General features: G+C 69.3%; 12 protein-coding genes. 7 read left to right on the top strand and 5 right to left on the bottom strand.

What is annotated here, in order from left to right; translation table 11 throughout:
• Window positions 1-29 precede the first annotated feature (29 nt).
• The gene (locus E4U91_RS17560; RefSeq protein WP_137307734.1) at window positions 30-713 is read right to left on the bottom strand and encodes a PadR family transcriptional regulator; all 684 of its coding nucleotides are present in this window, start codon (window positions 711-713) and stop codon (window positions 30-32) included.
• Window positions 714-1,076: 363 nt separating this feature from the next.
• On the opposite strand from E4U91_RS17560, the gene E4U91_RS17555 reads away from it, so the two are divergent.
• Entirely contained in the window at window positions 1,077-3,764 is a 2,688-nt protein-coding gene (locus E4U91_RS17555) for a transglycosylase domain-containing protein (RefSeq protein WP_137307733.1), read from the top strand.
• Between the two features lie 174 nt (window positions 3,765-3,938).
• Window positions 3,939-5,438, top strand: coding sequence for a glycosyltransferase family 87 protein (locus E4U91_RS17550; protein ID WP_137307732.1), 1,500 nt, complete (start codon window positions 3,939-3,941; stop codon window positions 5,436-5,438).
• A gap of 104 nt (window positions 5,439-5,542) precedes the next feature.
• Here E4U91_RS17550 and E4U91_RS17545 read toward each other — a convergent pair whose 3' ends face one another.
• From E4U91_RS17545 to E4U91_RS17535, 3 genes are all read right to left on the bottom strand, one after another.
• A complete protein-coding gene (locus tag E4U91_RS17545; protein ID WP_137307731.1) occupies window positions 5,543-6,574 on the bottom strand; it encodes an alanine racemase in 1,032 nt (343 codons plus the stop codon).
• A gap of 68 nt (window positions 6,575-6,642) precedes the next feature.
• Window positions 6,643-7,764 (bottom strand): lipid II:glycine glycyltransferase FemX, encoded by a 1,122-nt coding sequence (locus E4U91_RS17540; RefSeq protein ID WP_137307730.1) that lies wholly within the window; start codon window positions 7,762-7,764, stop codon window positions 6,643-6,645.
• A gap of 179 nt (window positions 7,765-7,943) precedes the next feature.
• Window positions 7,944-8,258 (bottom strand): hypothetical protein, encoded by a 315-nt coding sequence (locus E4U91_RS17535; protein ID WP_137307729.1) that lies wholly within the window; start codon window positions 8,256-8,258, stop codon window positions 7,944-7,946.
• Between the two features lie 243 nt (window positions 8,259-8,501).
• Here E4U91_RS17535 and rpsF point away from each other — a divergent pair, with 243 nt between their 5' ends.
• From rpsF to rplI, 4 genes are all read left to right on the top strand, one after another.
• The gene (rpsF, locus tag E4U91_RS17530) at window positions 8,502-8,792 is read left to right on the top strand and encodes a 30S ribosomal protein S6 (protein ID WP_005482942.1); all 291 of its coding nucleotides are present in this window, start codon (window positions 8,502-8,504) and stop codon (window positions 8,790-8,792) included.
• A gap of 79 nt (window positions 8,793-8,871) precedes the next feature.
• Window positions 8,872-9,468, top strand: a complete 597-nt coding sequence (locus E4U91_RS17525) for a single-stranded DNA-binding protein (protein ID WP_137307728.1) — start codon at window positions 8,872-8,874, stop codon at window positions 9,466-9,468.
• Between the two features lie 45 nt (window positions 9,469-9,513).
• Window positions 9,514-9,750: a 30S ribosomal protein S18 gene (rpsR, locus tag E4U91_RS17520; protein WP_003949403.1), complete on the top strand. Its 237-nt coding sequence runs from the start codon at window positions 9,514-9,516 to the stop codon at window positions 9,748-9,750.
• 18 nt (window positions 9,751-9,768) lie between these two features.
• Window positions 9,769-10,215 carry a 50S ribosomal protein L9 gene (gene rplI, locus E4U91_RS17515; protein WP_137307727.1) on the top strand — a complete coding sequence of 149 codons (447 nt, stop codon included), beginning with the start codon at window positions 9,769-9,771 and terminating at the stop codon, window positions 10,213-10,215.
• Window positions 10,216-10,290: 75 nt separating this feature from the next.
• Here rplI and E4U91_RS17510 read toward each other — a convergent pair whose 3' ends face one another.
• Window positions 10,291-11,628, bottom strand: coding sequence for an MATE family efflux transporter (locus tag E4U91_RS17510; protein ID WP_137307726.1), 1,338 nt, complete (start codon window positions 11,626-11,628; stop codon window positions 10,291-10,293).
• 459 nt (window positions 11,629-12,087) lie between these two features.
• Here E4U91_RS17510 and dnaB point away from each other — a divergent pair, with 459 nt between their 5' ends.
• Window positions 12,088-13,566: a replicative DNA helicase gene (gene dnaB, locus E4U91_RS17505; RefSeq protein ID WP_137307725.1), complete on the top strand. Its 1,479-nt coding sequence runs from the start codon at window positions 12,088-12,090 to the stop codon at window positions 13,564-13,566.
• The last annotated feature ends 10 nt before the right edge of the window (window positions 13,567-13,576 follow it).

The following is a 13,576-nucleotide window of genomic DNA, read 5'->3' as shown; positions in this document are numbered from 1 at the left end:
TGTGTACGAGTGAGGCCCTGACTGGGCGCTCACGTGGCGGTGTCGCCGGGCGTATCCGTCCCGGGAGTGTTCCCGGGACGGGGCAGGCCGCCCGTCGATCCAGTGGTGGTGTCCTGCTGAGCGGTCCCCCCGGAGCCGGCACCCTTCAGGTCCCGTCCGGCCCGCTCGCTCTCGATGAGCTCGTTCAGCCAGCGCACTTCGCGCTCCACGGACTCCATTCCGTGGCGCTGGAGCTCGAGTGTGTAGTCGTCGAGGCGCTCCCGGGTGCGCGCCAGCGAGGCGCCCATCTTCTCCAGGCGCTCCTCCAGACGGCTGCGGCGGCCCTCCAGGACGCGCATGCGCACGTCGCGGGAGGTCTGCCCGAAGAAGGCGAAGCGTGCGGCGAACGTCTCGTCCTCGTACGCGTCGGGCCCCGTCTGGGAGAGCAGCTCCTCGAAGCGCTCCTTACCTTCCGCCGTCAGCCGGTAGACGATCTTGGCGCGGCGGCCCGCGAGGGTGGTGGCGAGGGCGTCCTCGGGGCTGTGCCCCGGTTCCTCCGTCAACCAGCCGTTGGCGAGCAGCGTCTTGAGGCAGGGGTAGAGCGTCCCGTAGCTGAACGCCCGGAACACCCCCAGAGACGTATTGAGTCGTTTGCGCAGCTCATAGCCGTGCATCGGAGACTCGCGGAGCAGGCCGAGGACGGCGAACTCGAGGATGCCTGCACGCCGGCTCATCCGTCGCCTCCCCTCCTGTCGTCCTGCTTTATCTCGCGCTGATGTATCGACTCGATACATCACGACGATAGAACGGCCTTGCGCACGGGACAAGAGGGGAGAGGGTGAACGGGATCACATCACCGTTTCGTTCGCAGCAAGTTGCCGGGTTTGGGGTGAACTTCGGAACTCGGCGGGTTTTGGCGGCCCGTAGTCTGTGCGCCATGCACACCACCGGGAACCGTGGGACGCCGGGGGGCGTCGAGGCTCTCGGTGCCGTACGGGTGAATGGGGAACCGACCCCATCCGTACTTCGGGGGGACCGGAAACCAGCCGCCGTTTCCAGGCGCGCACGGATGCGCCTGCCCGAGGAGTAGTCGTTCGATGAGCGAGCACCGTCGCAAACCGCCGCAGCCGCAGGGAGGCGGACGTGCCGCGGCCCGACGCGGCCAGTCCGGTGCGTCCTCCGGTCGCCGCGCGGCACCGCGAGGCGCCACCGGATCTCCCTCCGACTCGTACGGGTCGGGTCAGTACGGCGCGGGAGGCGAGCAGCAGTCCTACGGCGGCCGGGCCGAGGCCCGGCGCGCGGCACAGCGGAGCGCCGGCGGCCGGCGCCGGGCGCCCGAGCCGGGCGCGGGTCGGCGCGGCGGCGCGGCGGGCCCGGGCGGAGGCCGGGGCCGCCAGGGGCCCGAGCGCAAGCGCCTGATCGACTACCCGCGCCACGGCAGGGACGGCTGGCGCCGCTGGATGCCCTCCTGGAAGCTGGTCAGCGGCTTGTGCCTCGGCTTCATCGGCAGCCTGGTGGCCGTGGCGGGCATCGGCTACGCCATGGTGGGCGTCCCGGACATCGCGAAGACCGCGACGGCCCAGAACAACGTCTACTACTGGTCGGACGGCACCGAGATGGTCGCCACCGGCGGTGAGACCAACCGGCAGATCATCGACTACTCCCAGATCCCCGCGGCGATGCGCTACGCGGTGATCTCGCAGGAGAACAAGACCTTCGAGACGGACCGCGGCGTCGACCCCAAGGGCATCGCCCGCGCGTTCCTCAACATGGCGCGGGGCGGACAGACGCAGGGTGGTTCGACCATCACCCAGCAGTACGTCAAGAACGCGATGCTGAACGACCAGTCCCAGACGGTCTCCCGGAAGTTCAAGGAGATCTTCGTAGCCATCAAGGTGGGGGCCACGTTCGACAAGGACGAGATCATGGCCGGGTACCTGAACTCGGCCTACTACGGGCGCAACGCCTACGGCATCCAGGCCGCCGCCCGCGCGTACTTCAACAAGGACGCCATCAAGCTCAACCCCGGCGAGTGCTCCTTCCTCGCGGCCATGCTCAAGGGCGCCACCTACTACGACCCGGCGGGCGCCGAGTCCATCGACACCGCCGCCACGCCCCAGGCCAACACGAAGCGCGCCTTCGCTCAGATGCAGGACACGCTCGACAAGATGGTTGAGTACGGCCACCTGAACGCCACCGAGCGGGCCAAGTACACCCAGCTCCCGAAGTGGCAGAACCCCCGGTCGAACACGGCGCTGAGCGGTCAGACCGGCTACCTCGTCGACCTCGCCAACAGCTACCTGGTCAACAACAGCGACAAGACCGGGATCACCGAGGAGAAGCTGCGCACCGGCGGCCTGTCGATCCACACGACCTTCGACAAGAAGAAGGTCAAGGAACTCACCGCCGCGGTCACCAAGGTCCAGAAGTCCAACATCAAGCCGAAGGAGCGCCCGGAGGACACCCACGTCCAGTTCGGCGGCGCCTCCGTGGACCCGGACAGCGGCGCCATCCGGGCCATCTACGGCGGTGAGGACGCGACCAAGCACTTCACCAACAACGCCGACCAGACCGGTGCCCAGGTCGGTTCGACGTTCAAGCCCTTCGTCCTCGCGGCCGCGATGACCTGGGGCGTGCGCGATCCCGACCTCGGCTCGTCGCAAGCGCAGGACGAGCGCACCATCGTCTCCCCCAAGAGCCTGTACCCGGGCAAGAACAAGCTCAAGATCAGGAACTACGACGGGTCGGTCTGGAAGAACGAGAAGGGCGAGGAGTGGCTCCAGACCAACGACGGCCAGGCCTCGTACGGCAGCCCGCCCAACTACAAGATCGACCTGCGGGAGGCCATGCGGGAGTCGGTGAACTCCGCCTTCGTGCAGCTCGGCATGGACGTCGGCCTGGACAAGGTCAAGGACGCGGCCGTCAGCGCCGGCCTGAAGGAGAAGAGCCTGACGGGCACCGGCTTCCCGTCCTTCTCCATCGGCATCTCGGACCCGAGCGCGATCCGCATGGCGGGCGCCTACGCGACCTTCGCCGCCAGCGGCAAGCAGCGCGACCCGTACTCGGTGGAGAAGGTCACCAGCAAGGACGGGGTGACCTACACGCACAAGACCGAGACCAAGGAAGCGTTCACCTCGCCGGTCGCCGACAACGTCACGGACATCCTGAAGACCGTGGTCGACAAGGGCACCGGTACGGCGGCCCAGCTGCCGGGGCGGGACGTGGCCGGCAAGACCGGTACCACCGACGGCAACAAGTCGGCCTGGTTCGTCGGCTACACGCCGCAGCTGTCGACCGCGATCACGATGTTCCGGTACGACGACAACGAGTCCAACAAGAACCGCACGTTCCTGGAGATGTATGGAACGGGCGGCCAGAAGAAGATCCACGGTGCGTCGTTCCCGGCCCAGATCTGGCACGACTACATGGCCGAGGCGCTCAAGGGCGAGAAGGCGAAGTCGTTCCCGACGCCCGAGCCCATCGGTAAGGTCCTGAACGAGGACCCGCTGCCGAGCCCGTCGCCGTCGGTGAGCGAGTCCGAGGAGTCCTCGCCGAGCCCGTCCCCGAGCCCCAGCGAGAGCGAGGTCGAGCCCTCGCCGTCACCCAGCGACACGTGCGGCAGGTTCGACTGGCAGTGCCAGAGCAACGGCGGCACCAACCAGGGCTCGACCAACGGCGGCGGCCCGGGCGGTGGCGACACATCGCCCTCGCCCTCGGAATCGCCGTCCGACGGCGGTAACCCCAGGGGCCAGGACGGTGGCCTCTTCGGAGGCCGGGACGGTTAGCGGCCGTTCATCCGACACCGGGTGTTTCACGTGAAACGTGCGCATGTTTCACGTGAAACACGGTCTGTCCCCAGAGGGCAGGGACCGGTGCCCTCAGGAGACGGGGGCCGTCACACCGCACCAGGTGTGGCGGCCCCCGGCCTTTTCCTGGGTCCGTACGGCAGGATGTGAGCCATGCCCAGCGCAGATTCGACGCAAGCGAGCGTGCACGAAGCGGACCCGGTGTGCCCCACCAGGGACGACGCGGTCTCCCGGGCCGGCAGCGAGCTGATCGGCGGCCCGATCGGCCGGCGCGCCCTGCTCGGCACGTCCTGGTGGACGCCGGTGCGCGTGGTGGCGCTGGTGGCGATCGGGATGTTCGCCCTCGGCATGGTCCAGAAGCTGCCCTGTTACGACTCCGGGTGGTTCTTCGGCGCCAGCTCCCAGTACACGCACGCCTGCTACTCGGACATCCCGCACCTGTACCAGGGGCGGGGCTTCGCGGACGGCCTGCTGCCGTACTTCGACAAGCTGCCCGGCGACATGCAGTACCTCGAATACCCGGTGCTGACCGGCCTCTTCATGGAGGTGGCCGCCTGGCTCACTCCCGGCAGCGGCAGCCTCCAGCACCAGGCCCAGTGGTACTGGATGGTCAACGCGGGGATGCTCATGGCCTGCGCGGCCGTGATCGTGGTCTGCGTGAGCCGTACCCACGCCCGCCGTCCCTGGGACGGCCTGCTGGTCGCGCTCGCACCCGCCTTCGCATTGACCGCCACCATCAACTGGGACCTGTTCGCGGTCGCCCTGACGGCCGCGGCGATGCTGATGTGGTCGCGGGGCCGCGCCCTCGCCTTCGGTGTCCTGCTGGGGCTCGCCACGGCCGCCAAGCTCTACCCGGTGTTCCTGCTCGGCCCGCTGTTCCTGCTGTGCTGGCGGGCCGGCACCTGGCGGCCCTTCGGCAAGGCCCTGGCCGGTGCCGTGGTCGCCTGGCTGGTGGTCAACCTGCCGGTCATGTGGTTGGCCTTCGACGGCTGGTCGAAGTTCTACACGTTCAGCCAGGAGCGGGGCGTCGACTTCGGCTCCTTCTGGCTGATCCTGGCGCAGAAGTCCTCCGACCCGCTGACCACCCACAGCGTCAACACGCTGGCCACGGCGCTGGTCGTGCTGTGCTTCCTGGGCATCGCCGGGCTGACCCTGACCGCGCCGCGCCGGCCCCGCTTCGCCCAGCTGGCGTTCCTGGTGGTGGCGGCCTTCATCGTCACCAACAAGGTCTACTCCCCGCAGTACGTGCTGTGGCTGGTGCCGCTCGCCGTGCTGGCCCGCCCCAAGTGGCGGGACTTCCTGGTCTGGCAGGCCTGCGAGGTGGCGTACTTCCTGGGCATCTGGCTGTACCTCGCGTACACGACCAGCGGTGACGCCCACAAGGGCCTGCCGACCGACGGCTACCAGTACGCCATCGGCCTCCACATCGCCGGAACCCTCTACCTGTGCGCCGTCGTCGTACGCGACATCCTCACGCCCGAGCGGGACGTCGTCCGGCAGGCCGGGGACGACGATCCCTCCGGGGGTGTCCTCGACGGCGCACCGGACGTCTTCGTCCTCGGGGCCGCGGCCCATCCGCCGCGGCACGCCGCCCACTTCGACGGCCCGCAGGTGGAGTGGGGCCGCGAGGAGGCGTCCGACGGCCCCTTGTGAGCCGTCGGGGACGCGGGAGGCCCTTCGGGGCCCCGGGCATGCGAAAGGCCGTACACAGCCCGTGTACGGCCTTTCGTGCTGTCCTGGTGGCGGCGCCGGAGCGGCTAGCGGTCCACGATCCGGTCGAACTGCGTGGTGGTGTGCCGCAGATGGGCCACCAACTCGTCGCCGACCTGCGGCTCCGGTGCGTCCGAGGGCACGAACAGGATCGACACCTGCATGTGCGGCGGCTCGGCGAACCAGCGCTGCTTGCCGCCCCAGACGAACGGCGCGAGGTTCCGGTTGACCGTGGCGAGACCGGCCCGGGCGACGCCCTTGGCGCGCGGCATGACACCGTGCAGGGCCTTCGGGGCCTCCAAGCCCACCCCGTGCGAGGTACCGCCCGCCACGACCACCAGATAGCCGTCGGAGGCCGCCTTCTGCTGGCGGTAGCCGAAGCGGTCGCCCTTGGCGACCCGGGTGACGTCCAGCACCGCACCGCGGTACTCGGTGGCGTCGTGGTCGCCCAGCCACAGCCGCGTGCCGATCCGCGCGCGAAAGCGGGTCTGCGGGAACTGCTGCTGCAGCCGCTGCAGTTCCTCGGCCTTCAGGTGGCTGACGAACATGGTGTGCAGCGGCAGCCGGGCCGCGCGCAGCCGGTCCATCCAGCCGATGACCTCCTCGACGGCGTCGGAGCCGTCGGTGCGGTCGAGCGGCAGGTGGATGGCGAAGCCCTCCAGGCGGACGTTCTCTATGGCGGAGTGCAGCTGTGGCAGGTCCTGCTCGCTCACCCCGTGGCGCTTCATCGAGGACATCACCTCGATGACCACCCGGGCCCCGACGAGGCCGAAGACGCCGTCGATGGAGGACACCGAGCGGATGACCCGGTCCGGCAGCGGCACCGGCTCCTCGCCGCGCCGGTACGGCGTCAGCACCAGCAGGTCACCGCCGAACCAGTCCTTGATGCGCGCGGCCTCGTACGTCGTCCCGACGGCGAGGACGTCCGAGCCGAGACGGGTCGCCTCCTCGGCCAGCCGCTCGTGCCCGAAGCCGTAACCGTTGCCCTTGCAGACCGGGACGAGACCGGGGAACTGCTCCTGCACGTGCTTGTGGTGCGCCCGCCAGCGCGCGGTGTCGACGTAGAGCGTGAGCGCCATGGCCGGACCCGGGACCTTTCTCGTGACTGTGTTGGCTGTGTGGGTATCGAAGCACCCGAGGGGACGCGTCAGCGGCGCGACATGTAGATGTCGAGGGCCTTGTGGAGCAGCTTGTTCAGCGGGAAGTCCCACTCGCCCAGGTACTCGGCCGCCTCTCCGCCGGTGCCGACCTTGAACTGGATCAGACCGAAGAGGTGGTCGCTCTCGTCCAGCGAGTCGGAGATGCCGCGCAGGTCGTAGACCGTCGCGCCGAGCGCGTAGGCGTCGCGCAGCATCCGCCACTGCATGGCGTTCGACGGGCGGAACTCACGGCCGATGTTGTCGGAGGCGCCGTAGGAGTACCAGACGTGCCCGCCGACGATCAGCATGGTCGCCGCCGCCAGGTTCACCCCGTTGTGGCGGGCGAAGTACAGCCGCATCCGGTTGGGGTCCTCGGAGTTGAGGGCCGTCCACATGCGCTGGAAGTACGACAGCGGGCGCGGCCGGAAGTGGTCGCGCACGGCCGTGATCTCGTACAGCCGCTGCCACTCCTCCAGGTCGTGGTAGCCGCCCTGGACGACCTCGACGCCGGCCTTCTCGGCCTTCTTGATGTTGCGGCGCCACAGCTGGTTGAAGTTCTTGTGGACCTCTTCGAGCGAACGGTTCGCCAGCGGCACCTGGAAGACGTAGCGCGGCTGGACGTCGCCGAAGCCGGCGCCGCCGTCCTCGCCCTGCTGCCAGCCCATCCGGCGCAGCTTGTCCGCCACCTCGAAGGCGCGCGGCTCGATGAAGTCGGCCTCGATGTCGCGCAGCCGCTTCACGTCCGGGTTCTGGATGCCCTGCTTGATGGAGTTGGCCTCCCAGCGCCGGATGACGACCGGGGGGCCCATCTTCACGGAGAACGCGCCCTGCTGCTTGAGGTGCGCGAGCATCGGCTCCAGCCACTCGGTCAGGTTCGGCGCGTACCAGTTGATGACCGGGCCCTCGGGCAGGTAGGCCAGGTAGCGCTTGATCTTGGGGAGCTGACGGTAGAGGACGAGACCCACGCCGACCAGCTGGCCGGTGCGCTCGTCGAACCAGCCGAGGTTCTCCGACCGCCACTCGGCCTTGACGTCCGCCCAGGCCGGGACCTGCATGTGGCTCGCCGACGGCAGGCTCTGGATGAATGCCAGATGCTGCTCGCGGCTGATCGTCCTCAGGGTCAGGCTCATGTCGGGGCGCTCCTCGGGCTGGTGTGTCCCCATGGGTTCAGGGGCTCCGGCTCTCGCGCCGAAGCCTACTGCGCCCGGGGAGCACCCCGTTTGGGCGTACGGCACCTTCGCCCCGGCCCGGCTGCGGCGGGGGCGTGCGCGGGGCGGCCGGAGGAGCCCGGCCGCCGGTCGCGGTCAGGTCACCAGAGGCCGCCGAAGAGGCCGCCGTGGGCCATCCCCAGCAGGAAACCGACGCCGGAGGCACCGAGGCCCAGGATCAGTCCGAAGCGCTCGCGGGTGGTCACGGAGATCCACTGCCCGTAGGCGCCGGTGACGATCCCCACCAGACCCGTCCACGAGCTCAGCAGGTGGAGGCTGTCGAACTGCGCCGTGACGAAGGACACCACCCCGAGGACCAGGGTGACCGCCGTGAGGGCGTCCTGGACCGGGTGGCGTTTGCCGTCGGTGGCGAAGAGGGATCCGGCGGTATTGGGTTGCAATGCCTGTTGTGCCATGGGGCACCTCCTGCGGAAGGCGGCGCATCGTAGCGCCCTACACACCCGACGTGTACAAGACTGACGGGCCCCCCGGCCGGATTTCAACCGGAAGCGGGGGTGCGGGTAGTGTGTACCGTCTGCACCGGTGTCTGCCCATGCCCCGACCGATTGTCAGTGGCGGCCGATACCGTTGCGAACGCATCACAACCCTCCTGCCACGGAACGACCGTGGCCGCTGAGTCCGAAGGAGGTGGGTTCCACATGCGTCACTACGAGGTGATGGTCATCCTCGACCCCGATCTGGAGGAGCGCGCCGTCGCCCCCCTGATCGAGAACTTCCTCTCCGTCGTCCGTGAGGGCAACGGAAAGGTGGAGAAGGTCGACACCTGGGGCCGTCGTCGTCTCTCGTACGAGATCAAGAAGAAGCCCGAGGGCATCTACTCGGTCATCGACCTGCAGGCCGAGCCTGCGGTCGTCAAGGAGCTCGACCGCCAGATGAACCTGAACGAGTCGGTCCTCCGGACCAAGGTCCTCCGTCCCGAGACCCACTGAGCCTCCGGCTCAGCCGATCCCGGGAATCGAGTAGCACCACCAGCAGCCAGCAGCAGCAAACCCGCCGAGAGGTTCCCCCATGGCAGGCGAGACCGTCATCACGGTCATCGGCAACCTTGTCGATGACCCCGAGCTGCGCTTCACCCCCTCCGGTGCGGCGGTCGCGAAGTTCCGTGTCGCGTCCACTCCCCGCACCTTCGACCGCCAGACGAACGAGTGGAAGGACGGCGAGAGCCTGTTCCTGACCTGCTCGGTCTGGCGTCAGGCGGCGGAGAACGTCGCCGAGTCGCTCCAGCGGGGCATGCGCGTCCTCGTGCAGGGCCGGCTGAAGCAGCGGTCCTACGAGGACCGTGAGGGCGTCAAGCGCACGGTCTACGAGCTGGACGTCGAGGAAGTCGGCCCCAGCCTGCGCAACGCCACGGCCAAGGTCACCAAGACCGCCGGCCGTAGCGGCCAGGGCGGTGGCGGCGGCTTCGGCGGCGGCGGTGGCGGCCAGCAGGGCGGCGGCTGGGGCGGTGGCCCCGGCGGCGGCCAGCAGGGCGGCGGCGCTCCGGCCGACGACCCCTGGGCCACCAGTGCTCCCGCCGGCGGCGCCCAGCAGGGCGGCGGCGGCTGGGGCGGCGGCTCCGGCGGCTCCGGCGGCGGTGGCGGCTACTCGGACGAGCCCCCCTTCTAGGGGCGGGCTCGAATCCCCCCTTCTTGATCACACAGGAGATACACCATGGCGAAGCCGCCTGTGCGCAAGCCGAAGAAGAAGGTCTGCGCTTTCTGCAAGGACAAGGTCACGTACGTGGACTACAAGGACACGAACATGCTGCGGAAGTTCATTTCCGACCGCGGCAAGATCCGTGCCCGCCGCGTGACCGGCAACTGCACGCAGCACCAGCGTGACGTCGCCACGGCCGTCAAGAACAGCCGTGAGATGGCGCTGCTGCCCTACACGTCCACCGCGCGATAAGGGAAGGGTGACCGACTCATGAAGATCATCCTCACCCACGAGGTCTCCGGCCTCGGCGCCGCTGGCGAAGTCGTCGACGTCAAGGACGGCTACGCCCGCAACTACCTGATCCCGCGGAACTTCGCGATCCGCTGGACCAAGGGTGGCGAGAAGGACGTCGAGCAGATCCGTCGTGCTCGCAAGATCCACGAGATCCAGACCATCGAGCAGGCCAACGCCATCAAGGCCCAGCTCGAGGGCGTGAAGGTCCGTCTGGCCGTTCGCTCCGGCGATGCCGGTCGGCTCTTCGGTTCCGTCACCCCGGCCGACGTCGCGTCCGCGATCAAGGCCTCCGGTGGTCCCGAGGTCGACAAGCGCCGCATCGAGCTCGGTACGCCGATCAAGACGCTGGGCGCCCACGAGACGTCCGTGCGTCTGCACCCCGAGGTGGCCGCCAAGGTCAGCATCGAGGTCGTCGCCGCGTAAGCGGTGTGCTCGCTGAGCACGGGCAGGGGCCGCATCCTCCAGGGTGCGGCCCCTGCTCTGTTTCACGTGAAACGCTCAGCGCGTCGCGCCCGTGACGATCCAGCGGCCGGAGCGGGACCGCAGCCACAGCGTCACCATGCGCACGATCATCATCAGCGTCATCGCCGCCCACAGCGCGGTGAGCCCACCGTCGAAGACCGGCACGAGGAACGCCACCGGCGCGAAGACCGCCAGGGTCACGAGCATCGCCCAGGCCAGGTACGGGCCGTCACCCGCGCCCATCAGGACACCGTCGAGGACGAAGACGATCCCGGAGACCGGCTGGGAGAGCGCCACGATCACCAGTGCGGGCAGGGCGGCGTCCTGTACGGCGGCGTCGCTGGTGAACAGCGTCAGGAACACCGGCCGGCTGATGACGACCAGCGCCCCCAAGACCACGCCTACGGCGACGCCCCACTGGACCATGCGCCGGCAGGCGGCACGGGCGCCGTCGGCGTCGCCCGCCCCGAGGTAGCGGCCGATGATGGCTTGTCCGGCGATGGCGATGGCGTCGAGCGCGAAGGCCAGCAGGCTCCACAGGGACAAGATGATCTGGTGGGCCGCGATGTCGGCGTCGCCGAGCCGTGCGGCGACGGCCGTCGCGATCATCAGGATCGCCCGCAGGGACAGCGTCCGCACGAGCAGGGGCGCACCGGCCTGGGCGGAGGCCCGGATCCCGGCGGCGTCGGGCCGCAGGGACGCGCCGTGGCGCCGGGCACCCCGGACGACCACGACGAGGTAGACCGCGGCCATGCCGCACTGGGCGATGACGGTGCCCCAGGCGGAGCCGGCGATCCCCAGGCCGGCGCCGTAGACGAGCCCCGCGTTCAGGGCGGCGTTGGCGACGAAGCCTCCGACGGCCACGTAGAGCGGTGTCCTGGTGTCCTGGAGCCCGCGCAGCACGCCGGTCGCCGCGAGCACGGTGAGCATGGCGGGGATCCCGAGCGACGAGATCCGCAGGTAGGTCGTCGCGTAGGGGGCCGCCGTGTCGGAGGCGCCGAAGAGGCCGACGAGCGCGGGAGCCGTGGGCAGGACGACGACGATCACGGCGGCGCCGAGGAGCAGGGCGAGCCAGATGCCGTCCATGCCCTGGCGGATGGCTGCCTGCAGGTCGCCCGCGCCCATCCGCCGGGCGACGGCCGCGGTGGTGGCGTAGGCCAGGAAGACGAAGACGCTGACGGCGGTGGTGAGGAGGGCGGAGGCGACGCCGAGCCCGGCGAGCTGCGCGGTGCCGAGGTGGCCGACGATGGCGCTGTCGGCCATGACGAAGAGGGGCTCCGCGACCAGGGCGCCGAAGGCGGGAACGGCCAGGGTGACGATCTCGCGGTCGTGTCGGCGCCGGAGGCTCTGGGGGGTCGCGGGGGCCTGTGTCATGAGCACCAATCTAACCGTCCACAGGTAAGAGATGCAATGACTCACTGACCCTTACTGACCGTCCGGCCGTACGTGCTTGTGCACACAGTTCGAACCGATCTTGCGCCGACCGGGAAAGTTTTTCTTCTGCACAGCCGGTGGACGGGGAAAACGCAGGTCAACGAGGTCCCGCAAGAAAGATCGAGGGCTTGTTCACAGGGCTGTCCACCGGCTCGTGCACAGGTTTTGCGGAGTTCTCCACAGCATCGGGGCCGTCGTCCACATGGCCTGTGGATAACCAGATTGGCTGACGGTGCCCGCGGGCCTACCGTGGTCCGGCGCCCGCTCCGTCCGCCGGTTGGGAAACCAGCACAAAACCGACGCGCCACAAGCGGAGTTGGGCCTCTCGATTGTCAGTGCCGTGCCGTAGAAATGAGGGGCACGGCGAGGTCCGCTCGGCGGACGGGAGGAGGTCGCTCGGTGAGCATTTCCGAGCCCTTGGACGACCCGTGGGCCGACAGCGGTCCGAGTGATCGTCTGCCGTCCTCCCGCCGACGGAGCGACGGCGGCCGGGGCCGCGACGACCAGCACGACCGGGGCCGGGACAGCGACGCCTGGGACGGCGGGGGCCCCGCCTTCGAGCGGGTACCGCCCCAGGACCTGGACGCCGAGCAGTCCGTGCTCGGCGGCATGCTCCTGTCCAAGGACGCCATCGCGGACGTCGTGGAGATCCTCAAGGGCCACGACTTCTACAAGCCGGCCCACGAGACGATCTTCCAGGCGATCCTCGACGTCTACGCCAAGGGCGAGCCGGCCGACCCGATCACGATCGCGGCCGAGCTGACCAAGCGCGGCGAGATCAACAAGGTCGGCGGCGCCTCGTACCTCCACACCCTCGTCCAGACGGTCCCCACGGCGGCCAACGCCGAGTACTACGCGGAGATCGTGCACGAGCGGGCGGTCCTGCGCCGCCTGGTCGAGGCGGGGACCCGCATCACGCAGATGGGATACGCGGCCGACGACGACGTCGACGAGATCGTCAACCGCGCCCAGGCCGAGATCTACGCCGTCACCGAGCAGCGCACCAGCGAGGACTACCTGCCGCTCGGCGACATCATGGAGGGCGCCCTCGACGAGATCGAGGCGATCGGCTCACGCAGCGGCGAGATGACCGGTGTGCCGACGGGGTTCACGGACTTCGACTCGCTCACCAACGGCCTGCACCCCGGCCAGATGATCGTCATCGCCGCCCGTCCCGCGATGGGCAAGTCGACCCTCGCGCTGGACTTCGCCCGGGCCGCGTCGATCAAGAACAACCTGCCCAGCGTGATCTTCTCCCTGGAAATGGGGCGCAACGAGATCGCGATGCGCCTGCTGTCCGCCGAGGCGCGGGTGGCGCTGCACCACATGCGCTCCGGCACGATGACCGACGAGGACTGGACGCGGCTGGCCCGGCGCATGCCCGACGTCTCGGCCGCGCCGCTCTACATCGACGACTCGCCCAACCTGTCGATGATGGAGATCCGCGCCAAGTGCCGCCGCCTGAAGCAGCGCAACGACCTGCGGCTGGTCGTCATCGACTACCTCCAGCTGATGCAGTCCGGCGGCTCCAAGCGCGCCGAGAGCCGTCAGCAGGAGGTCTCGGACATGTCCCGTAACCTCAAGCTCCTCGCCAAGGAGCTGGAACTCCCGGTGATCGCGCTGTCCCAGCTCAACCGTGGCCCGGAGCAGCGCACCGACAAGAAGCCGATGGTGTCCGACCTGCGTGAGTCCGGCTCCATCGAGCAGGACGCCGACATGGTCATCCTGCTCCACCGCGAGGACGCCTACGAGAAGGAGTCACCGCGCGCGGGCGAGGCCGACCTGATCGTGGCCAAGCACCGTAACGGCCCGACGGCGACCATCACCGTCGCCTTCCAGGGCCACTACTCCCGCTTCGTGGACATGGCCCAGACCTGACCTGGCTCAG

It is taken from the genome of Streptomyces lasalocidi, from assembly GCF_005280215.1.
Classification (GTDB): domain Bacteria; phylum Actinomycetota; class Actinomycetes; order Streptomycetales; family Streptomycetaceae; genus Streptomyces; species Streptomyces longwoodensis.
The sequence above is the reverse complement of the archived record's forward strand: the minus strand, read 5'-3'. Positions and strand labels throughout refer to the sequence as shown.